Source organism: Shewanella litorisediminis, assembly GCF_016834455.1.
Taxonomy (GTDB): domain Bacteria; phylum Pseudomonadota; class Gammaproteobacteria; order Enterobacterales; family Shewanellaceae; genus Shewanella; species Shewanella litorisediminis.
Map to the genome: position 1 here is coordinate 4,082,419 of NZ_CP069213.1, position 21,611 is coordinate 4,104,029.

Consider the following 21,611-nt stretch of genomic DNA (forward strand, 5'->3'; position numbering starts at 1 on the left):
GTGTTTTATATTCTGTAACTCAACCACCTTACCCGAAATCCGCTCGCAGGCACAGTAGATAGCTGGTTGGGGCAGTGCAAACCACCACAATATTCCGAGTGAGCGGCGTCACAATTTGTTCACGGCAGCACGATCCAGACCAATAAATACACGTTTAGAGGTATGGTTCGGTCATGCTTTAGGCCTATAATCCCTCAATGACGGTTCTCCGAGCTCCTGCACCTAAGTCATTGGATATGGTGTTTGAGCCGTGGCGCGGTGCCACCGGGGTGGGGTGCAGAAATGGCTTCACCTCCCGATACTTGGAAAGGTGATCATGTCTCAACTTCAAGACAGCTTTGGTCGTAAGTTTCACTATTTGCGGATGTCGGTTACCGACGTTTGCAACTTCAAATGCAGCTATTGTCTGCCCGACGGCTACCACCCAGATGGTAGGCCGAGTTTCCTCACTCTGAGTGAAATAGACAATCTGATCGCGGCCTTTTCCAAGGCCGGAACCCGCAAGGTGCGCATCACCGGCGGTGAGCCAACCCTGCGCAAAGACTTTACCGACATCATCCGGGTCATAGCCGACAACAAGGCCATCACCACCCTGGCAACCACCACCAACGGTTACCGTTTGGAGCAACACGCCAAAGAATGGTTTGATGCGGGATTACGCCGGATCAATGTGTCGGTGGACAGTCTGGATCCCAGAATGTTTTATCAGATCACCGGCGAAAACAAATTCGATACCGTAATGCGGGGCATAGATGCCGCCCTGAACGCCGGCTTCGAGCGGGTAAAGATCAACGCCGTGCTGCTTAAAGGCCTCAACGACAAAGATTTACCCCGCTTCCTCCATTGGATCAAAAACACACCCATCGACCTGCGTTTTATCGAACTGATGGAAACCGGTCTTGGCCGTGACTATTTCCAGGCTCATCACCTGCCCGGCAGCCAGATTCAACAACATCTGCTTGCCAATGGCTGGCAGTTGGACGAACGCGGCGCCGAAGACGGCCCTGCACAAAACTTCAGTCACAGCGATTATCAGGGCCGCATCGGGCTCATCATGCCCTACGAAAAGAACTTCTGCGCCACCTGTAACCGGCTGCGGGTATCGGCCAAGGGCAAGCTGCATCTGTGCCTCTTCACAGAGCAGGGACTGGATCTGAGGGATCTGCTGCAAAGTCCTGAGCAGCAACCCGCGCTGCTGGCAAGGCTCGAAGACCAGCTCAGGCTCAAGAAAGAGACCCATTTCCTGCATCAGGGCATTACCGGCGTAACCCAACATCTTGCGTCCATTGGCGGCTGAGCTCAGCCGCTGACCCTGACATTTTTCAGTTCACCCAGTGCCGAAGGAGACACCATGGGACACTGCCGCGAAACCGAATTCAACCCCCTGAATATTGCCGTGCTGACACTGTCAGATACCCGGGATGAGTCCAACGACACCTCCGGTGCCTTCCTGGCTGATGCCCTGACCGAAGCGGGGCACAGGCTCGTTGCCCGTCGCATTATCAAGGATGACAAATACCTTATCCGCGCCCAAATCTCCGCCTGGATAGCCGACCCCGAGGTTCAGGTGGTTATCAGCACCGGCGGTACCGGCTTTTCGGGCCGCGACAATACACCGGATGCCGTGATGCCACTGTTTGACAAGGCCATTGAAGGTTTCGGTGAGCTGTTCCGTTACCTGAGTTTCCAGGAGCTCGGCACATCCACGGTGCAATCACGCGCCCTTGGCGGCGTCGCCAATGGTACCGCCATTTTTTGCCTGCCCGGCTCCACCGGTGCCTGTCGCACCGCCTGGCGCGGCATTCTCAGCGAGCAACTGGATGCCCGCCATCGCCCCTGTAATTTTGTTGCCCATCTGAAATCCGCCAAGGAGATGCCTTCATCATGAGTGCTTTTACCCATTTGAGTGACAAGGGCACTGCCCACATGGTGGACGTGACGGATAAAACCGTCACCGAGCGTGAAGCCCGCGCCGAAGCCTACATAGAGATGGCGCCGGCCACGCTGGCGATGATCCTTGAAGGCAAACATCACAAGGGTGACGTATTCGCCACCGCCCGTATCGCCGGCATCATGGCGGCCAAGAAAACTTCCGATCTTATCCCCCTCTGCCACCCGCTTGCCCTGACCAAGGTGGAAGTGGAGCTGGAGCCGGAGCCGGAACAGAGCCGGGTCAGAATAACCAGTTTGTGCAAGCTTTCCGGAAAAACCGGGGTGGAAATGGAAGCCCTGACCGCCGCCTCGGTGGCCGCGCTGACCATTTACGACATGTGCAAGGCGGTCCAGAAGGACATGGTGATCTCTCAGGTACGTCTTTTGGAAAAACGTGGCGGAAAATCCGGCCACTTCAAGGTGTAACTCATATGATAAATGTGCTTTTTTTTGCTCAGGTACGTGAGCTCTTGGGTGAATCCTCTCTGACACTCGATGCCGGTGAAGGCACGGCAACCGCCGATGCACTGCGCCAAACCCTGGCAAGTCGCAACGACAAATGGGCCAGGGTGTTGGCCTCTGACAAGCTGCTGGTGGCGGTGAACCAAACCCTGTGCCACTGGCACACGCCCATCAAGGATGGCGACGAAGTGGCCTTTTTCCCGCCAGTCACCGGAGGTTGATATGAGCCAAGACCGCATTCTGGTGCAAACCGCCGATTTCAGCGTGCCCGAAGAATACCAACGCATTGCCGCCGACAATCAGGATGGCGCCGTGGTGACCTTTGTTGGCAAGGTACGCGACTTCAACGAAGGCAATCAGGTGAGCGACCTGACCCTGGAACACTACCCCGGCATGACCGAAAAGGTGCTGGAACAAATCGCCGACCAGGCCCGTGAACGCTGGCCGCTGAATCACCTCACCATCATCCACAGGGTCGGCACCATGCACCTGGGCGAGCAAATCGTGTTTATTGGTGTCAGCAGTGCCCATCGCAAGGCGGCCTTCGCCGCCTGTGAGTTCCTTATCGACTTCCTAAAGACCAAAGCCCCCTTCTGGAAACTGGAAACCAGTGACAAGGGCCAGGGCTGGGTCGAGGCCCGTGATGCAGACGATCAGGCCGCCAAGGCCTGGGAGCAATAAACAACCCGCAAAGGACCAAGGATGATGTTAGTGCGTCTTGTTGTGCTGCTGATACTGCTGGGGACTGGCGCCCTCGGGTTTGCCCGCGCCGATACCGTCACAGTAGCCGCGGCGGCCAACATTAAATTTGCCATGGAAGACATAGCCCGCCAGTTTGAGCAAAGCTCGGGTCACAAGCTGAGGGTGAGCTACGGCTCATCGGGCAACTTTGCCTCACAAATCCGCCATGGCGCGCCCTTTGAGCTGTTTCTGTCCGCCGACGAGCAGTATGTAAACCGCCTGCAAGAGGCCGGTGTGGTACAAAACAATGGCGTTATTTACGCTTATGGCCAGCTGGCTTTGGTGGCAGCCAAATCCTCACCGCTGATGCTGGACAATGAGTTTGAAGGTTTGCGGCAACTGCTGAAAACCGGCGAGCTCAAGCGCTTTGCGCTGGCCAATCCGGATTTAGCCCCCTATGGCGAGCGCGCCAGAGCCCTGCTGCAACAGGCTGGTCTGTGGGACGCCATCAAAGACAAGCTGGTGTTGGGTGAGAACGTCTCACAGGCGGCGCAATTTGCGATTTCCGGCTCGGCCCAGGGCGGCATAGTGGCTCTGTCGCTGGCGGTAGCGCCCCAGTTTCGTGCCAAGGCCAATTACCTTGCCATCCCTGAAGACCAGCATCAGCCGCTGGCACAGCGCATGGTGCTAACGCCAAAAGCTTCCTCAGCAGCCAAGGCGTTTTATGATTATTTACAGGGAGATGCCGCACGCAAAGTCTTCGCAGACTATGGTTTTTCCCTGCCGACCAAGGCCCACGGAGCACCCTGATGGATTGGCAGTCGCTGTGGCTCTCAGGCAAACTCGCGCTGGTGACAGTGCTGATACTCCTGCCCCTGTGTGTGTTTGCCGGGCGTGCCCTTGCCTATCATCAATTTCGCGGAAAGAGCCTGGTTGAGGCCCTCATCATGGTGCCTCTTGTCTTGCCTCCCACGGTGGTGGGCTACTATCTGCTGGTCAGCTTTGGCAGTGAGAGTTGGCTCGGCCAATGGCTCAGGGACAGCTTTGGCATTGAACTGGTGTTCCATTTTTCCGGGCTGGTCGTGGCCTCGATATTGGTCAATATTCCCTTTGCATTGCAGCCAATACAAAGGGCCTTCGAAGCCATTCCCATGGATGTGCGCGACGCCGCGGCCTGCTGCGGTATGAGCACAGGTAAAATCCTTACCCGCATTGAACTGCCGATGATCTGGCCCGGCTTGGTCACGGCTCTGGTGCTCACCTTCTCCCATGTGCTGGGCGAATTTGGCGTCGTGCTGATGATGGGCGGCAATATCAGCGGTGAAACCAAAACCATCTCCATCGCCATTTACGACAGCGTGCAGGCGTTTGATTTCGACTCGGCCGGCGTGATGTCGCTTATTCTGCTGCTTTTTGCCATCAGTGCCCTGGCGCTCACCACCAGCCTTTCACGTCGTATGGGAGGCCAGCATGAGCGGCAGCACTGAGCTTCAGGTCCAGATACGGCAAACCAGGGGAATAAGGATTGAAGCCGATTTTCGCTGCCGTGCCGGTGAGTTTCTAGCGGTGGTGGGGCCATCGGGTGGCGGCAAGACCACACTGCTTCGAATGATTGCAGGGCTCGCGAAACCCGAAAGCGGGACTATTCGCTGTGGCGAGCGCATCTGGTTTGACAGTGATGAGGGTATCCACTGCTCACCCCAGAGCCGCCATATTGGTTTTGTGCCCCAGCATTTTGGCCTGTTTCCCAAACTCAGTGCCCTTGGCAACATCATTGCAGCCCTGGATCATCTGCCCAGCCACGAACGCAGGCCCAGGGCCCTGGCCGTGCTGGAAAAGGTTAACCTCCATGGTTTGACCGATCGCTTGCCTTCCCAGCTTTCCGGCGGTCAAAAGCAGCGGGTCGCGCTGGCAAGAGCGCTGGCACGGGAACCCAAAGTGTTGCTGCTGGACGAACCCTTCTCGGCCGTCGACCGTGAAACCCGGGAACGCCTGTATCTGGAACTGGCCCGGCTCAAGGCCGAACTCAGGATACCGGTGATCATGGTCACCCACGACCTGAATGAAGCCTTACTGCTCGCGGATAGTATGCTGCTGATTAGTCAGGGACACATGCTGCAACACGGCACCCCACAGGACGTTTTTTCCCGTCCACGCAACGAAGCCGTCGCCCGGCAGATGGGGCTGAGAAACATCTTCGACGCCCATGTTGTCGCCCAGGACGGCGCCAAAGGGGTGACCTGGCTGAAGTTCGGTGAACGCCTGATTGCCTCCGACAGCCTGCCCCGCGTAAATATTGGCGACAAGGTGCGCTGGGTTATCCCCAATCAGGGAATACGCTTCAACTCCATTGCCAACGGCCGCTTGTGTCGCAGCTTCAACATCCTGCCTATCCATATCGACAGCCTGTTAACCCTGGGAGAATCGGTGCGGATCGAAGCCAGCGTCGAAGACTCGGGAGAAAGACTCAACGTCGAAATTCCACTTCATCTGGCCCAAAAACTGGCGCTTACGCAGGGCGCGGCCACCGAGGTGGCGCTCAAGTCCGATCAGGTGCACATCCTGGAGATGATCAAAGCTTAATCTTGAGGCCACCCTCATTTCAGTCCCAAGCCGTTAGACTGCTGCCATAGTCTGAAATGAGGAGTGCCCATGCGTATCATAATGCCATTGGTTCTGGCGCTGGGGCTGATTACGGCCACGGCCACTGCCCTCACCCATGCGGCCAATAGCGAACAGGCTGCCCGCCAGGTAAATAACACCCATGAAGCACTCAAGGCCGCCGATGGCGCCCGGGCGATACTGAATGGTCAACTGGTTAAACGCCTGGACAGGGAGCACTTTGTACTGCGGGATGCCAGCGGCGAAATCAAGGTGGAAATCGACCCTGTGTTGCTGCGTACCCTGACCCTGAGCGACCAGACTCAGGTAGAGCTCAGGGGCAAAATCGACAACGGCTGGCGCGGCCCGGAAGTGGAGATAGACAGCATCCGCGTGGTGACATCGCAGGGATAGTCTTTTAGGATACCGACACTGGTTTTTTACGGAGGCATCAATGAGATATTGGTTGCTTGGAGCAATGATGGTGACAGCCGGCGCCTCGGCCAACACCAGTTTGTTCAACTTGCTCAGCACAGGTGACAGGGTTAACCCTGTTGCCATGATGGAAAGGGTGGAGGCAGATCATCCCGGCTATATCGCCGATTTCGAGCTGGATGTGCAGGACGGGGAACTCAGATACGAGTTTGACGTGATCAATGCCGACGAAAATACCCTCACAGAGCTGACCTTTAGCGCCGCCGATGGCACACTGGTTCTACAACGCAACAGCAAGCTGGAAGCCGACGACCACGACGAGCTTGAAGCCGTCAAACTGCTCGAACGCAAGCAACTGCGCTTTTCCGAACTGGTGCGCATGGCCAGTGAGCAGCATGAGGGCAAGCTAATGGGCGCCCAGTTGGAGCACGATCTGGGGATCAGCTACCTGGAATTCAAAATGATGGATGAAAACGGCAAGCGCAAACACGCCTTTGATATCCAAAAGCTCAAGCCCCTGCCAATGCTGCAATGGGAACGCTGAGCCACACTAAGGAGCCACAGTGAAAATCCTTTTGGTTGAAGACGACAACACCACTTCAGAATACATAGTCAAAGGTTTTTCCGAGCAGGGTCACAATATAGAAGCGGCCGCCGATGGTCATCAGGGGCTGTTGCTGGCCACCAGCAACCAGTATGACCTGATCATTCTTGACCGCATGTTACCCGGCCTCGATGGTCTGGCATTGCTGGCGGCACTGCGCGCCAACGCCAATCAAACCCCGGTGCTAATCCTCTCGGCACTGTCCAACGTGGACGAGCGGGTAAAGGGCCTTCGCAGCGGCGGCGACGATTACATGACCAAGCCTTTCGCTTTTTCAGAGCTTCTGGTTCGCGCCGAAATTCTGGTGTCCCGGGGACAATCCGCACCTGTGCAGACGCACCTGCAGGCAGGCCCGCTGGAAATGGAGCTGCTCACCCGCAACGTAACCCTCGACGGCCACGAGCTGTTGCTGCAACCCAAGGAATTTCAACTGCTCAAGTACCTGATGGAACACCCAAACCAGGTCATCAGCCGTACCCTGCTGTTCGAAGCCGTGTGGGATTATCACTTCGATCCGCGCACCAATGTGATTGACGTACATATCGCCAAACTCAGACGCAAGTTTGAAGAGCTGGGCTACGGTGAGCTGATAGAAACAGTCCGGGGAGCGGGTTATCGTCTTCGCCAAAGGCATTAAGCCTCACCAGAGCTCCATTTGGGGCATCACCCTTATCTTTACCGCGCTGGTGACCCTGATCACCGGCGCGCTGCTGTTCACCCTCTACCGCCAATTAATCATCGAGCAGCAGTACCAGATAGAGCAGCATCTGGAAACCGAAAAGCAGCGCTATATTCAGCTGGCACAATCGGTGGACAGGCGCAGCTTTGCCGCCCAGATCCGGGCCGCCGATCCCAAATCGGTGTTGGTGGCCTGGCGCAACAGCTTCGACATCGTGGGTTCCCTGAGCCTGATGCCGGAAGATATTCCGCTGCTGCCGGAAACCGTCGAGTTCCCTATTCTGACCGGCGGCCCCGACAAGCTGCACATACTCACCGGCGGCTTGGTGATAACCCGCTACGGGCCTGTGTTGATTGCCACCCGCACCGACCAGTTGGCAACCCTGATCAAAAAATTCCTGCGGGCCGCAGTCACCACCATGACCCTGACCATAGTGCTGACCATGGCCCTGGGATATCTGTTTTCCAAAGCCATTCTGCGCCGTTTGGTGCAATACAACCGGCTGGCACAGCGCATCGAGCGCGGCCATTACGATACCCGGCTGCCGGTGAGCTGGCGTCAGGATGAGTTCGATATGCTGGCGCGCCAGTTTAACCGGGTGCTGGACACCCTCGAAGCTAACCTGCAGGCGGTGCGCGGCGTGACCGACAACATCGCCCACGACCTGCGCACGCCACTGTCGCATCTGCGCATCGGTCTTGAACAGCTAAGGGATAAGCCCCGGGAAGAACGCGGTGAAAAAGCCGAGCAGTTGATAGAAGAATTGGATTTTTGCCTCGCTACTTTCGATGCCATGCTGTCACTGACCCGTATCGAAGAGGGCCAGCAACAGCTGAATTTGCAACAGGTCAGCCTGTCGGAACTCTGCACCGATTTGGTGGAGATGGCCGAATTGCTGGCTGAAGAGCGCGGCCAAACTCTCAGTTTGGAACTCGGCCGTGAATGCACGCTGCAGGGGGATAAACACTTGTTGTTTCAGGCGCTGTTTAATCTGGTGGACAACGCCATCAAGTACGCCGGTGACGGTGCCGCCATTCGTATCGGCCAAAATGGCCGCGAAGTGGTCATTGCCGATAATGGTCCGGGGATCCCACCTGAAAGCCGCGAGCGGGTGTTCGAGCGCCTGGTGCGGCTCGACCCCAGCCGCCATCATCAGGGCACAGGGCTTGGCCTGTCGATGGTGAAGGCGATATTATCGCGCCATCAGGCCCACATACGCCTCGAAGACAACCAACCGGGTCTGAGAGCCGTCATCGAGTTTCAATAAGCAATGTATCGCATCATCGCCGACGAGGCAGATTTCCTCCTTATCGACAAGGCACCCGGCGTGCACTTTCACAGCCAGGATGGCAGCGCCGGCGTGGTGGCGCAGGCCGAATCGGATTTGGGGATAAAGCTCTACTCAGTGCACAGGCTCGATACCCTCACATCGGGCCTCATCATACTGGCCAAGTCCAGCGCTGCAGCCGCAGAATTTACCGAGCTGTTCAGCCAACATGGGGTGCAGAAATACTATCTGGCGCTGGCCAGAGGCAAGCCAAAGAAGAAGCAAGGCAAGATTGCAGGCGATATGGCCAAGTCACGCCGCAGCCAATACAAATTGCTGCGCACCATGGAAAACCCGGCCGTGACTCAATTTGTTTCCGCCTCTGTGGCCGAGGGGTTAAGGGCCTATCTGCTCAGGCCGCTCACCGGGAAAACCCATCAGCTCAGGGTCGCTCTGGCGAGCCTTGGCACACCCATACTCGGCGACGCCCTCTATGGCGGCGCCCCTTCAGACAGGGGCTATTTGCACGCCTGGCAGCTGGAGTTTCAATTTCGAGGCCAGGAGTATCGCTTCGAAACCAAACCTTCGGTGGGTGAGGAATTCACTTCAGAAGCCTTATCACAACTGCTTGAAAACGACTGGCGAGCCCCATCATCCCTGGACTGGCCCGGCCGTTGAGTCCACCACACAGTTGCGGCCACCGGCCTTGGCCTGGTACATGGCGTGATCGGCAGACGAAATCAGCTGCGAAACACTGAGCCCATCTGCTATCGCGGCGCAGCCGAAACTGGCGCTCAGCGCGACCTCGTCATCGTCCCAGCGCAGCGCGGTCGCCGCAAGGTTTTCTCTCAGCTTTTCCGCCACATGGTGTGCCTGCTTAATGCCCGCGCCGGGCAAGATAACCAAAAACTCTTCGCCGCCAAAACGGCATAACATATCGGTTTCTCTGAGACTATTGCCCAAAATCAGCGCCGCTTGCCGAAGCGCCGCATCCCCAGCCTGGTGCCCGAGCTTATCGTTGATCTTTTTGAAGTGGTCCAAATCCAGCAGCACCAGGGAAAAAGACTCGCGCCCCTTCTGCCAGCGCTGATAAAGCTCCCTGAGCCTCAGTTCAGCGCTGCGGCGATTCCACAGGCCGGTGAGCATGTCCCTGTCCGCCAGCACCCGAATTTTTTGTACCAGTCTTGTAAGGGCATTCCCCATGGCGACCACATTAATGCTCACACTGAGCACCAAATAAAACCACAGCATGGGAACGGCTTCGGCAGTATGGATGGAAATAAAGCGGGCTTCTGCATGATCCTGGGTCAGAATAAGCCCCAGTCGCACTAAAAACAGCACTGCAGCAAGTATCAGAGGCATGACCAGCATCAATGTGATGTTGCGGCCGACACCGGGCAAGAGCCCCCTGTAAGTCGATATCCCCAGGCGAACAAAAAGCACGGCCGCCGCCAGCGAAAAGACGATGCCGAGATAACGCTCGGATGCCACCGAAGGCGGTACCATCAGCATAGAGAAGATCACCACAGCCAGCAGCAACAGCTCAGGCTTGTAGTTCATGGGCAAGCGAAACAGTAATACAGTACCAAAGCGCATCATGATGATGCCGGCAATCAGGCTTAAATCGGCGCCGAACCAGGTAAGGTAACTCGGCTCCTCGGTGCGTAAGGTGTTGAGGATAAGCCCTAACATCAACAAACCATTGGCAACCGCATACTGGCGACATGCCCTTGGTGCTATGCGCAGCGGGCCCGCCAGCAGTGCCCAGGCTGCAGCGCAGGCGGCCGTCAGCAGCACTATGACCTCAATGAGGATCTCAGCTTGGATGTCCATCAAACCCCGATTGTATTTATTCTTTTTTTAGTGGCTTTACTATAGCCCTCACCAGCGGTGAATGTCAGTTTTTTGTCGGACAAGTCTTGCCATTTTCCAGCTCAGTTGCGAAGTTAGCCAAGTAGTCCAAGCAAGGAGATCTCATGGATACCAATAAGCTACTGCTGGTGATCATCGCCATTTTGCTGCCGCCTGTTGCGGTATTCTTAAAAGAAGGTGCGGGAAAGCATCTGCTGATCAATATTATTTTGTGCCTGTTTTTCTGGTTACCCGGCCTGCTGCATGCCCTGTGGGTAGTGACCAAAAGCTGATTCTGGCGCAAACACGCCGTTAAAAGCCCCGTAAAGGGGCTTTTTTATAGATGAATTTATCTAAACCAATTTATAGACTTTCACCGAATTATTGAGCATTATCCAACCCATGGCGTCTTTATATTCATCTATAAATCATGTTTGCCCATCTACCTTCCCTCAATGGTCTGCGGGTTTTTGAAGCAGCGGCCCGTCATCTGAGCTTTAAACTCGCGGCCAAGGAGCTTGAGCTCACACCAACCGCGGTATCACATCAAATCCGTAATCTTGAATCGCAGTTGGATATTCAGCTGTTTATTCGCCATACCCGGGCGGTGGAACTGACAGCTGCGGGGCAAACCCTGTTTGATACCAGTCGTCAGGTACTGCGCCAAATAGACCAAACCCTGACCAGTCTGGGAGTGGGTGACGATACCGAAATACATATCAGTGCACCCCATGGTTTTGCCGCCCTTTGGCTGGCGCAGCGTTTACCCTACTTTCAGCGCCGGTATCCTGAGGTGAGGGTATCTGTCAGCCAGTCGGATACGCCCGATATCCAGGGTGGACACGTGGCCATCATCCAGGCGGATAAGGCCGAGGACGCCACCCTGAGCGAGCACTTTGGCATTTACGCCAGCCCGGCTTATTTGTCACGCAAGCATGCCCAGCAAACACTCATGCACGTGCGACGTCATTCAGATGTCACGCAAATCAACTGGGAGACTTGGCAGCGAGATTACGGCAAGTTCAAAGAGGCCCAGCTTGTTGAGTTTGATCGCGAAGACCAGCTGGTACAGGCCTGCCTTGCCGGACAGGGACTGGCACTGACCAGCTCATTGTTGGTGGCATCTCTGGTGGAAAAAGGCTGGTTGAAACCGTGCCTGCCGGAAAAGACGCTCCCGGGCCTTGGGTATAGCATCAGGTTACCGCAGGAGACCCGCAACAAGCGCCAGATCCAGCAGTTCATTGGCTGGCTGGATGAACAAACCGGCACAGAAGCCGCCCAATAACGACTGTACAAATCACAATCAGGGAAGAGCCCCATCATGTTGAAAGCCATCAAATGGTCACTGCTGTTGGTTTTACTCTTGTGCGCCAGCCTGTATCTCGCCTTGCGCGCCAGTCTGCCAGCGCTGAGTGGCACCACTGTGGCCACAGGTCTAGAGCAAGTCGTCAACATTGAGCGGGATAGCCTGGGTACCGCCATCATACGCGCGCAAAGTCGGCGCGATGCCGCTTTTGCGCTGGGCTTTGCCCATGGACAGGACCGATTTTTCCAAATGGATTTACTGCGGCGCAACTCCGCCGGCGAACTGGCGGAACTCTTTGGTGATGCGGCGCTTAAACTGGATGAACGCCACCGCTTTCACCAATTCCGAAAGCGCGCCCAGGCACTGCTGTCGCACCTGCCTGCAGAAGACAGAGCCGTGCTTGAGGCCTACAGCACGGGGGTGAATCAGGCACTGTCGCAGCAAACGCTGCCAGGTTTTGAATATCTGCTGAGCGGCGGCAAAATCAAGCCCTGGCAGCCCGAAGACAGCCTGCTGACCATCTTCTCCATGTATCTGGATTTACAGGGAAACACCGTTGAGCGCGAGCTGGTGCTGGAGCTTATCAAGCAGCTTTATGGCGACGAGATGCTCGCCTTTGTCAGCCAGAACGACCCCATTCAGGCCGCATTGGACGGCAGCACCCTGCCGACCCAGGCCATGGTAGCACCCACCTTGTCCGCCGCAGCGCTCGACAGAGCGGAGCTCAGCACCATAGGCAGCGAGCTCGATGCCTTCGTCAAGGGCAGCAACAACTGGGCAGTCACGGGGCAGTTAACCAGGAGCGGCCACGCCATGCTGTCCGACGATATGCACCTTGGCCTCGCCGTTCCCATCATTTGGTACAGAGCCCAGCTCAACTACCCCCATCCAGGCGGTGACATGGGGGAGCGCGAGATTCAGGTTACAGGGGTCAGCCTGCCCGGCGCTCCGGTCATTGTGGTCGGCACCAATAGCCATATCGCCTGGGGCTTTACCAACGGCTATATCGACACCGCAGACTGGATTGAACTGGCGGCAGATGAAGCCACCGAAACCGTCACAGAGCGCCTCGACAGCACAGGCACAGGCAAAGACATGGCGCTCACACTGTCCCGCTTCGGGCCGGTAAAACGCCTCGGCGACAAAGACTATGCCCTGTCCTGGGTGGCCCACGGCGACTTTGCCATTAACCTTAATCTGATGCATCTGGAAACCGCCACCGGCGTGGATGAGGGGCTGGAACTCACCCGACATACCGGCATCCCGGTGCAGAACATGCTGATAGTGGATGAGGCCGGCAATGCGGCCTGGCGCCTGACAGGCGCCATATCGGCGCGGGATAACCCGACTCAGACGGCACAGGCGGCCAACAGCTGGCAAGCCGGGGGCTGGGCAACACCGGCTCAAGATGTCCCCATCGTCAGTAACCCCAACAATCAGCGACTCTGGAGCGCCAACAGCCGAGTGCTGTCGGTATCAGACACCCAACGCTTCGGCGACGGCGGTTACGCTATTGCCAGCCGCGCGGCGCAAATTCGCGACAATCTGCAGGCCAAAGACAGCTTCGAAGAAAAGGATTTTCTCGCCATGCAGCTGGACAACAGGGCACTGTTCCTCAGCCGCTGGCATAAGCTATTGACCGAAACGCTGAAGCAGCAACCGGATGAGTTTGCTGACGATCTCAAAGCACTGGCTGACTGGGGCGCCTGTGCCTGCAGTGAATCCGTGGGCTACACCCTGGTAAGCCGCTTTCGCACTCGGGTGATGGACCGCCTCTTTGCACCACTGCAAACCCGCCTTGCTGAAGAAGGCCTCAGCCTGAGTAAAATTAAAGGTAATCTGGAAGTGCCTGTTTGGCAGCTGCTGCGCCAACGGCCAGAGTCCTGGTTACCGGAACAAATGGCCGACTGGAACAGCTACCTGCTTGAGATTTACCGCGCCAATCGCGCCGAGCTGCTGGCAACCCACTCGACCTCCGGCAAGCTGGCCGAGCTGAACTGGGGCAAGGTTAACGCGCTGAAAATCCAGCATCCTTTCAGCAAACAAATTCCGCTGCTGGCACCGCTGTTGGACATGCCTCTGGTACCGGGCTTTGGCGGCCACTTCGAACCTGCGGTACAAAGCCCGGGCTTTGGCGCCTCCCAGCGTCTGATAGTGCAGCCGGGGCGCGAGTCCAATGGCATCCTGATGGTGCCGGGCGGCCAGTCAGGCCATCCGTTATCGCCCTATTACCGCAGCGGCTTTGACGACTATGCCAACCACAGGCCAACCCCCTTGCTGCCGGGAGAGACGCTGCACAGCCTGCGTTTATCGCCGCAGTAAAACTGAGCCTGCAACCCAATCTGACAACTGGCTGGAATTTGCCAAAACCGTGGAAATGTTCGAGTCTGAGTAGAAGACATTCAACAGGGTAATAGCCATGGAAACTCGAGCAAACCAGCCAGTCCCGGAGCGTCTGCACCCCAGACACAGCGATGTCGGCGGTATTCCGGTGGCCAGAGCCATACCCCAAAAGGTCAGGCGCCTGATAGGCCCCTGGTGTTTTTTGGACCACCTTGGCCCCATCTCAGGGCCAGTTACCGTGAATGTGGGAGAACACCCGCACACGGCGCTGCAAACCTTCACCTGGATGATGGCGGGAGAAATACTGCATCGCGACAGCCTGGGCAGTGCTCAGGTGATACGGCCGGGTCAGGTTAATCTGATGACCGCAGGCCACGGCATCGCCCACACCGAAGAGTCCTTGCCAAATCAGACCCACATGCACGCCGCCCAGCTATGGATAGCCCTGCCTGCCGCTCACAAGGACACAGAACCCAGATTCGATCATTATCCCACCCTGCCACGCTGGCAGGATGCCGGGGCAAACTTTACCCTCCTGGTGGGCGACTGGGCCAACCATCACTCGCCGGTGCTGCACTTCTCGCCCATATTGGGGCTGGAGATTTTCCACAGTGCCGACACTGGGGCACCTGTGACCCTGACATTGCCCCTCGAGCCGACATTCGAGCACGGAATGATGCCGCTGGAGGGCTGCTTCCAGTTGGCGGGTGAAAGCTTCAGCGACAACCAGCTGGCCTTTTTGAGCCGGGGCGAGACAGCAGTGACCATCCGCTTGCAGGCGGGATGCCGGGTGCTGCTTATCGGTGGCGAGCCCCTCACCGATGACATTACCATCTGGTGGAACTTCGTCGGCCATAGCAAGGCTGAAATCGCCAAGGCCCAGGCACAGTGGCTGGCACAGGATCCCCGCTTCGGCCCTGTCACCGGATATCAGGGCAAACGCCTGGAACCGCCCCCAATCCCCTGGTGACCAACCTTTGGCTGCGAGATATGAAAAGACCGCCGGATGGCGGTCTTTTTACACTAAGTCATGGCTTATTCCGGTGTATGGCATACCGCCTCGACGTTGTTGCCATCGGGGTCCAGCAGAAACGCACCAAAATAATGTTCATGGTAAATGGGCCTTAAGCCGGGAGCGCCATTGTCTTGGCCGCCTGCAGCCAGGCCTGCATGGTAAAAATCGGCCACCGCATCGCGGTTTGGCGCCACAAAGGCGGTGTGCCGCGGTGAAGCCGCTTCACGGGTTTCAATGACCCAGAAAATGGGTTTGCCCTCAGGACCAAAGGCACACATGCGTCGGGTCGGCCACTGGGCATCCCAGCTGGTCACTTCCTCAAACAGCAGTGGAAAAGCCAGGGGTGCAAAGGCGGCAACATAAAAATCGCGGGTTATAGTCGGTGGCGTAGGTACTGAGGTGATCAATCATCTCCGGGGTTCCTTGCTGAAGGGAGTAATGGCTGGGTCTCAAGCTTAAGGGCTGACACGAGAACAGAAAAAAGCCGCTCATTGAGCGGCTTTTTCAGGTTCAGCGCATAGTAACAAACTCTTCGGCGCCGGTGGGGTGGATAGCCACCACGGCATCGAAGTCGGCCTTGGTGGCCCCCATCTTGATGGCCACACCAAAGCCCTGAAGGATTTCATCCATCCCAAAACCAATACCATGAATACCCACGACCTTCTCATCGGCACCGGCACACACCAGCTTCATTTTGCAGGGTTGGCGATGGGCGGTCACGGCGGTGTACATGGAGGTGAAGGTGGAAGTGTACACCTTCACCTGATCTTCGCCGTATTGCGCCTTGGCATCGGGCTCACTCAGCCCCATGGTGCCTATGGGCGGGTGGCTGAATACCACGGTGGGCACCAGGCTGTAGTCCATTTTGGCATTGGGCTGACCGCCAAAGAGGCGCTCAGACAGGAAGCGTCCGGCTTTTACGGCCACAGGGGTGAGTTCAATCCCGCCAGCCATGATATCGCCCACACAGTAAATACCTTTGGCACTGGTTTGCTGCCATTCATCCACGATGACGTAGCCCTTGTTGTCCAGGGTCACATCTGTGTTTTCCAGGCCGATTTTATCGGTGGCAGGCTCACGGCCAATGGCCCAAATCAGGCAGTCCACTGTGATGGACTCTCCGTTTTCGAGCTGTAATGTCAGACTGCCATCGGCATGTTTCTCCACCGCCTTGGGCACGGCATGGGTGTGCAGCGTAGGGCCATTTTCTGCCATGGCATCAGTGAGCGCCTGACTCAACATGGGGTCGAAACTGCGCAGCGGTGAGTGCTTACGCACACACAGGTGGGTTTCGCTGCCAAGAGCATGCAACACACCGGCAATCTCCACCGCAATATAACCGGCGCCCACCACCACAACCCGCTTGGGCTGCTCGGTCAGGGCAAAAAAGCCGTTGGAGTCGATGCCATATTCGGCGCCCGGGATATTGGGAATGCTTGGGCGACCACCGGTGGCAATCAGAATATGATCGGCTGTGTATTCTTCGCCGTTTACTTCTATGGTGTTGTTATTTTTAAACTTGCCATAGCCTTCCACCAGGGTGACGCCGTTGCTGGCGAAACCACGGCCATAGGCGGCATGTACCCGGTCAATGTAGGCTTCACGGCTGGCCACCAGGGTGTTCCAGTCGAAGTTTTTTACATCTACATCAAAGCCATAATCTTTGGCGTAAAGATGCATGGCTTCGGCAACCTGAGCGCCGTACCACATCACTTTTTTCGGCACACAGCCAACGTTTACGCAGGTACCGCCGACATGCTTGGCTTCAATCAATAAAACCTTGGCGCCACGAATGGCAGCGCGATTGGCGGACGCAATACCGCCACTGCCTGCACCGAGACAGATGTAATCGTAGTGTTGGGCCATGTAACTCTCCGTTGTGAACGACCGGCAAAGGCTCAATTGTAGGGAGCTTTTTGCATAGAGACCAGAGCAAAGACCGGCACGAGACCCAGTTTGTCACAGGATTGGGAGAATGACTTGGATACCGCAGGGCTCAGCGCCGGTATTGGCACAGCGAATGGTCACCTTGTTTTGGTCCGTCGGCGCCACACTTGAGGCATCGCCACTCCCCCATTCTCGCCCTCAGTTCATCCTGATGATGAGCGCCACCGCCGCTGGATGCGAGCAGGCCTTCCAGCTGATCGATTCGGGTATCCAGCCAGCGACAGCTGGGATCGTTGGCCACTTTGCCACGGTCTTTGCCAGCTGACGTTTTGGACTTTGCGCTGCGATGGGCAGACGGGGCGGCTTTGTCGCTCCGGGACTCCTTCAGCCAGGCCCGTGACTCCGGGCCAAGTTCCATGGCAGGTGTGACCTCTGTGGGGATGGCCAGCGGACGGCCTTCACTGTCGAGGGCAGTTTCCCGGTTGTGTTGCCGCGGCCTGAGCAAGCTTTGATTATTCAGCAGCTGAGTGTCGGCAGCAGACTGACCTTGTACCGACTCTTCCGGCGGCGCTGCTGGCGTGGCCTTGATAAGGGATTCATATTCGCCGGCGCTGTCGTCAACGAGGGGGCGGGCGAACAGAGTTGAAGGTACGCCCACCAACAAGGTGACCAGCAGCCATGACAAAAACCGACATGAAAAGAGGTTAAAGTGAGGTGACATTCCCTGTCCTCCTGTTGGTGATGCAACGCCCTGACAGATAACTGCTGCTGGCGGCTGCAACCATGGGGCAATCCGGCCCCAATCTGCGTTTCACAAGTGTAGTTCAGGCCGGTTAAAACGCCCAGGCAAGGCGAACGCCGGCAAAGGTTTCATCCCGTGCCTCTTCGCCTTGGTCTACCTCAATATCCTTGCCGGCGATCACCCGGCTGACCTGGGCCGACACTGACAGATTGTCAGAAAATGCCCAGGTGGCTTCCAGGCCAAATTGCAGGTGATTGGCGCCATTATGGTCTTCGGTGACGTATTGGAAGTCGAATCCCTGCGTAAGATAAGGGCTCAGGATAAATTGCTCGCCAAGATGCCAGTTGCTGTGCAGGCTAAGCTCCACAAAATAGCCACCGGCTTCGGTGCTGTAGGTATACGCAATGGAGGGCACCAGATAGTCCCAGGCGGTCCAGGCAAGTTCGGCAAAGAGTTCATTGTCGCTGCAGCGCACATCCCCATAGTTCTCAATGCGCTGCGCGCCAACAAAGGCCTCCAGCGTATCGTGCAAATGCAGCTGGTATTCCACGCCAAAATTCCACTCGGTGAAATGCGCAGCGTCGGCGCGCCCAACCAGCGCATAAGCTGTAAGGTCACCCACTGTGGCAGAAGCGCCAGCCCAACCTATACCACCATGGGGCAAGTTGTTGCGTCCTTCAGACACATATTTACTGTCCCATCCCACCTCTATGGCAAATTCAGGCTCCGCCGCCATCACCGGCAATGCCACAGAGGCGATTATGGCAATCGCTGTGCGTTTCATACCACCCATCCAGAATCTGTTTTACTCTTGGGCGATGATATTACTGAGCCAAGCATAGTAAATGAGAATTGATAGCATATGAGGGGCGTACAGCAAAGTTGGTAAGGCAAAGGACAAAAGGCTGCAAAACAGGATACAGATCACTGAAAATCTATCCTGTACATAGCAGTAAAGCATGGTGTCCTGCGGCTTTGCCTTGATAAATCCGCTGCCAGCCCTTATGTATGCTCCATGGCCTTGGCCGCAACTGCTTTGCACAAGCTGCTTCGCACGACACTCTTTGCACGACAATAAGGGATCTCCATGACCAATCCACTGCTTGCGGCCAACGCGCTGCCCCCCTTTTCGGCCATCAAGCCAGAGCACATTCAGCCAGCCGTTGAGCAGGCCATCGAACACTGCCGCGCAGAAATTACACGGGTACTGGAACGTGGCGATTTCAGCTGGCAGGGATTGGTTGCGCCGCTGGAAGAAGCAGATGACCGCCTCAGCAAACTCTGGTCACCGGTATCCCACATGAATTCAGTGCTCAGCACAGAAGCCTGGCGCGCCGCCCACGACGCCTGCCTGCCGCTGCTGTCTGAGTATGGCACCTTTGTTGGCCAGCATCAGGGGCTGTACCAAGCCTACAAAACCCTTAAAAATTCCGATGAATTTCAAGGTCTGTCCAAGGCGCAGCAGCAGGTCATTGACCATGCACTGCGTGACTTTGAGCTCTCGGGTATCGGTTTGGATGACGACAAAAAGACCCGCTACGGCGAGATAGTAAAACGCCTGTCGGAACTGTCGAGCAGCTTCTCCAATCAGGTATTGGATGCCACCCACGCCTGGCAGAAAGTCATTACTGATGAGAATGAGCTGCAGGGCCTGCCCGAGTCGGCTCTGGCGGCCGCCCGCGCCATGGCAGACGAAAAAGGCGAGCAGGGGTATCTGTTCACCCTCGACTTCCCATCTTATTTGCCTGTAATGATGTACAGCGAAAACCGTGAACTGCGCCAGGAGTGCTACACCGCCTTCGTTACCCGCGCCTCGGATCAGGGCCCCAATGCCGGCGAGTTTGACAACGGCCCACTGATGGAAGAGCTGCTGGCGCTGCGTCACGAGCTGGCCACCCTGCTCGGCTTTGAAAGCTTTGCCCACAAGTCGCTGGCCACCAAGATGGCCGAAACACCAGCCCAGGTTATCAGCTTCCTGAACGAGCTGGCGCTGCACTCCCGTCCCCAGGCCAAGCAGGAGCTGGATGAGCTCAAGGCCTTTGCCGCGAAAGAGTACGGCCAAACCGACCTCAAGGCCTGGGATTTAAGCTTTTACGCCGAAAAACTCAAACAACACAGATACGAAATTTCCCAGGAAGAGCTGCGACCTTATTTCCCCGAAAACAAGGTGCTGAGCGGCCTCTTCCATACGGTAGAGCGTCTCTTTGGCATGAAGATAGTCGAGCAGCAGGATTTTGATCGCTGGCATAAAGACGTGCGTTTCTTCCACATTATGGACGGCGAAGGCGAGCACAGAGGCAGCTTCTATCTGGATTTATACGCCCGCAGCGGTAAACGTGGCGGCGCCTGGATGGACGAGTGCCGGGTCCGTCGTCAAACGCCTGATGGGCTGCAAAAACCCGTGGCTTACCTCACCTGTAACTTCAATGGTCCCGTGGGCAACAAGCCGGCGCTCTTTACCCATGATGAAGTGGTCACCCTGTTCCATGAGTTTGGCCATGGCATCCACCATATGCTGACCAAGGTCGACGTGGGTGGCGTGTCCGGCATCAATGGTGTGCCATGGGATGCCGTGGAGCTGCCAAGCCAGTTCCTCGAAAACTGGTGTTGGGAAGAAGCAGCCCTCGGCGAAATTTCCGGCCACTATGAAACCGGTGAGCCACTGCCCAAAGCCATGCTGGACAAGATGCTGGCGGCCAAAAACTTCCAGTCCGCCATGATGATGGTGCGCCAGCTGGAGTTTTCGCTGTTCGATTTCCGCCTGCACCTGGAATACAACAGCGAAGACGGCGCCCGCATTCAGGAAACACTGGACGAAGTGCGTCAGCAGGTGGCCGTAGTTATCCCCCCCAGCTTTAACCGCTTCCAGCACAGCTTCTCGCACATTTTTGCCGGGGGTTATGCCGCAGGGTACTACAGCTACAAGTGGGCCGAGGTGCTGTCGGCCGATGCCTTCTCGCGCTTTGAGGCCGAAGGTATCTTTAACCCCGAAACGGGCCGCGACTTCCTGACCCATATCCTCGAGATGGGCGGCAGCGAAGAGCCCATGGAGTTGTTCCGCCGCTTTATGGGTCGCGAGCCCAATACAGATGCGTTGCTGCGCCACAGCGGTATTCAGCACTGAGTTTGACCTCACCTTAAAGGCGCTTCGGCGCCTTTTTTATTCCCCGGAGGAAAGGCCTTGTGGATACACTGACAGTTGCCCGCTGGTAGGACCTCTGTTAGCCTTCTGCTTTACGCAAAAACTCTAAACTACGAATCCATGAACCTGTATTTTCGACTTATCTGGTTGTTTTTATGGCGTGTCCGCCACTGCCGCTCCATTGGTTTTCTCGACACCAGCACCATTGAGTATCGCGCCCTGCCGTCAGACTGCGATATCAATATGCACCTGACCAACAGTCGTTATCCGGCTTTTATGGACCTGGCCCGCACCTACATGCTGGCTGAAATGGGCCTGCTGAAGCGTTTCCTTAAGCTCAAGTGGATGCCCATAGTCAACGCGGCCGAATTCACCTATATCCGCGACATTAAGCCGCTGCAGAAATTCACCATCGAGAGCCGTGTTGTCGGTTGGGACGAAAAATATTTTTATATTGATCAGCGTTTTATCAGCGATCGCGGCCTGCACTGCATAGTGCATGTGCGTGGGGTGTTTGTGTGTAACCGCAAGCAGGTACCCATCAGTGAGCTGGTGCGGGAAGCGGGCTATGAAGGCGAAGCGCCTGAATTGTCGCCCGAAGTGCAAAAATGGAAGGCGTTCCTGCAGCTCAAGAAAGAGCGCAACACCTGAGGGCGCAAGGCCG

Annotated in this window: 24 protein-coding genes and 1 riboswitch; of the genes, 19 read left to right on the forward strand and 5 right to left on the reverse strand. The window is 56.6% G+C overall.

The features are described from left to right. Positions 1–194: 194 nt before the first annotated feature. A riboswitch (molybdenum cofactor riboswitch) is annotated at positions 195–329 on the forward strand. From moaA to JQC75_RS18190, 13 genes are all read left to right on the forward strand, one after another. Continuing rightward, positions 317–1,297 carry a GTP 3',8-cyclase MoaA gene (gene moaA, locus JQC75_RS18130; protein WP_203325406.1) on the forward strand — a complete coding sequence of 327 codons (981 nt, stop codon included), beginning with the start codon at positions 317–319 and terminating at the stop codon, positions 1,295–1,297. Its footprint overlaps the riboswitch before it by 13 nt. Positions 1,298–1,351: 54 nt before the next feature. Further along, complete coding sequence (moaB, locus tag JQC75_RS18135; RefSeq protein ID WP_203325407.1) at positions 1,352–1,888, forward strand: molybdenum cofactor biosynthesis protein B; 537 nt, start codon at positions 1,352–1,354, stop codon at positions 1,886–1,888. Further along, positions 1,882–2,358 carry a cyclic pyranopterin monophosphate synthase MoaC gene (moaC, locus tag JQC75_RS18140; protein ID WP_203327269.1) on the forward strand — a complete coding sequence of 159 codons (477 nt, stop codon included), beginning with the start codon at positions 1,882–1,884 and terminating at the stop codon, positions 2,356–2,358. The genes moaB and moaC overlap by 7 nt, the downstream gene beginning before the upstream one ends. Positions 2,359–2,363: 5 nt before the next feature. Then, positions 2,364–2,615: a molybdopterin synthase sulfur carrier subunit gene (gene moaD, locus JQC75_RS18145; protein ID WP_203325408.1), complete on the forward strand. Its 252-nt coding sequence runs from the start codon at positions 2,364–2,366 to the stop codon at positions 2,613–2,615. A gap of 1 nt (position 2,616) precedes the next feature. After that, positions 2,617–3,075 (forward strand): molybdopterin synthase catalytic subunit MoaE, encoded by a 459-nt coding sequence (gene moaE, locus JQC75_RS18150; RefSeq protein WP_203325409.1) that lies wholly within the window; start codon positions 2,617–2,619, stop codon positions 3,073–3,075. 21 nt (positions 3,076–3,096) lie between these two features. After that, on the forward strand, positions 3,097–3,885 hold the full coding sequence (gene modA, locus JQC75_RS18155; RefSeq protein ID WP_203325410.1) for a molybdate ABC transporter substrate-binding protein: 789 nt from the start codon (positions 3,097–3,099) through the stop codon (positions 3,883–3,885). After that, on the forward strand, positions 3,885–4,562 hold the full coding sequence (gene modB, locus JQC75_RS18160; protein WP_203325411.1) for a molybdate ABC transporter permease subunit: 678 nt from the start codon (positions 3,885–3,887) through the stop codon (positions 4,560–4,562). Before modA ends, modB begins: the two co-directional genes overlap by 1 nt. Next, positions 4,546–5,658 carry an ABC transporter ATP-binding protein gene (locus JQC75_RS18165; protein ID WP_203325412.1) on the forward strand — a complete coding sequence of 371 codons (1,113 nt, stop codon included), beginning with the start codon at positions 4,546–4,548 and terminating at the stop codon, positions 5,656–5,658. The genes modB and JQC75_RS18165 overlap by 17 nt, the downstream gene beginning before the upstream one ends. Positions 5,659–5,727: 69 nt before the next feature. Continuing rightward, on the forward strand, positions 5,728–6,090 hold the full coding sequence (locus JQC75_RS18170) for a YgiW/YdeI family stress tolerance OB fold protein (RefSeq protein WP_203325413.1): 363 nt from the start codon (positions 5,728–5,730) through the stop codon (positions 6,088–6,090). A gap of 40 nt (positions 6,091–6,130) precedes the next feature. Further along, complete coding sequence (locus JQC75_RS18175) at positions 6,131–6,655, forward strand: PepSY domain-containing protein (protein ID WP_203325414.1); 525 nt, start codon at positions 6,131–6,133, stop codon at positions 6,653–6,655. Between the two features lie 19 nt (positions 6,656–6,674). After that, on the forward strand, positions 6,675–7,352 hold the full coding sequence (locus JQC75_RS18180; protein ID WP_203325415.1) for a response regulator transcription factor: 678 nt from the start codon (positions 6,675–6,677) through the stop codon (positions 7,350–7,352). Positions 7,353–7,401: 49 nt separating this feature from the next. Further along, positions 7,402–8,661: a sensor histidine kinase gene (locus tag JQC75_RS18185; protein ID WP_203325416.1), complete on the forward strand. Its 1,260-nt coding sequence runs from the start codon at positions 7,402–7,404 to the stop codon at positions 8,659–8,661. Between the two features lie 3 nt (positions 8,662–8,664). Beyond that, positions 8,665–9,339, forward strand: coding sequence for a TIGR01621 family pseudouridine synthase (locus tag JQC75_RS18190; protein WP_203325417.1), 675 nt, complete (start codon positions 8,665–8,667; stop codon positions 9,337–9,339). On the opposite strand, the gene JQC75_RS18195 is transcribed toward JQC75_RS18190, so the two are convergent. After that, entirely contained in the window at positions 9,313–10,494 is a 1,182-nt protein-coding gene (locus tag JQC75_RS18195) for a GGDEF domain-containing protein (protein WP_203325418.1), read from the reverse strand. The two genes, JQC75_RS18190 and JQC75_RS18195, sit on opposite strands and share 27 nt — an antisense overlap. Before the next feature lie 143 nt (positions 10,495–10,637). Here JQC75_RS18195 and JQC75_RS18200 point away from each other — a divergent pair, with 143 nt between their 5' ends. The 4 genes from JQC75_RS18200 to JQC75_RS18215 all read left to right on the forward strand — a co-directional run bounded on the left by JQC75_RS18200 (position 10,638) and on the right by JQC75_RS18215 (position 15,131). Further along, positions 10,638–10,805 (forward strand): YqaE/Pmp3 family membrane protein, encoded by a 168-nt coding sequence (locus JQC75_RS18200; protein WP_203325419.1) that lies wholly within the window; start codon positions 10,638–10,640, stop codon positions 10,803–10,805. 137 nt (positions 10,806–10,942) lie between these two features. After that, positions 10,943–11,797: a LysR family transcriptional regulator gene (locus JQC75_RS18205; protein ID WP_203325420.1), complete on the forward strand. Its 855-nt coding sequence runs from the start codon at positions 10,943–10,945 to the stop codon at positions 11,795–11,797. A 36-nt stretch (positions 11,798–11,833) separates the two neighbouring features. Continuing rightward, positions 11,834–14,140, forward strand: a complete 2,307-nt coding sequence (locus JQC75_RS18210; protein ID WP_203325421.1) for a penicillin acylase family protein — start codon at positions 11,834–11,836, stop codon at positions 14,138–14,140. A 97-nt stretch (positions 14,141–14,237) separates the two neighbouring features. Next, positions 14,238–15,131, forward strand: a complete 894-nt coding sequence (locus JQC75_RS18215; protein WP_203325422.1) for a pirin family protein — start codon at positions 14,238–14,240, stop codon at positions 15,129–15,131. A gap of 65 nt (positions 15,132–15,196) precedes the next feature. On the opposite strand, the gene JQC75_RS18220 is transcribed toward JQC75_RS18215, so the two are convergent. The 4 genes from JQC75_RS18220 to JQC75_RS18235 form a co-directional block, all read right to left on the reverse strand. After that, a complete protein-coding gene (locus tag JQC75_RS18220) occupies positions 15,197–15,583 on the reverse strand; it encodes a VOC family protein (protein ID WP_203325423.1) in 387 nt (128 codons plus the stop codon). A 103-nt stretch (positions 15,584–15,686) separates the two neighbouring features. Further along, the gene (gene gorA / locus JQC75_RS18225; protein ID WP_203325424.1) at positions 15,687–17,042 is read right to left on the reverse strand and encodes a glutathione-disulfide reductase; all 1,356 of its coding nucleotides are present in this window, start codon (positions 17,040–17,042) and stop codon (positions 15,687–15,689) included. A gap of 130 nt (positions 17,043–17,172) precedes the next feature. Next, positions 17,173–17,784 (reverse strand): hypothetical protein, encoded by a 612-nt coding sequence (locus tag JQC75_RS18230; RefSeq protein WP_203325425.1) that lies wholly within the window; start codon positions 17,782–17,784, stop codon positions 17,173–17,175. A gap of 112 nt (positions 17,785–17,896) precedes the next feature. Then, entirely contained in the window at positions 17,897–18,589 is a 693-nt protein-coding gene (locus tag JQC75_RS18235) for a hypothetical protein (RefSeq protein WP_203325426.1), read from the reverse strand. A gap of 303 nt (positions 18,590–18,892) precedes the next feature. Between JQC75_RS18235 and prlC the strand changes: the two genes are divergently transcribed. After that, positions 18,893–20,929: an oligopeptidase A gene (gene prlC, locus JQC75_RS18240; protein ID WP_203325427.1), complete on the forward strand. Its 2,037-nt coding sequence runs from the start codon at positions 18,893–18,895 to the stop codon at positions 20,927–20,929. A gap of 138 nt (positions 20,930–21,067) precedes the next feature. Further along, positions 21,068–21,598 (forward strand): thioesterase family protein, encoded by a 531-nt coding sequence (locus tag JQC75_RS18245; protein WP_203325428.1) that lies wholly within the window; start codon positions 21,068–21,070, stop codon positions 21,596–21,598. Positions 21,599–21,611: the final 13 nt, after the last annotated feature.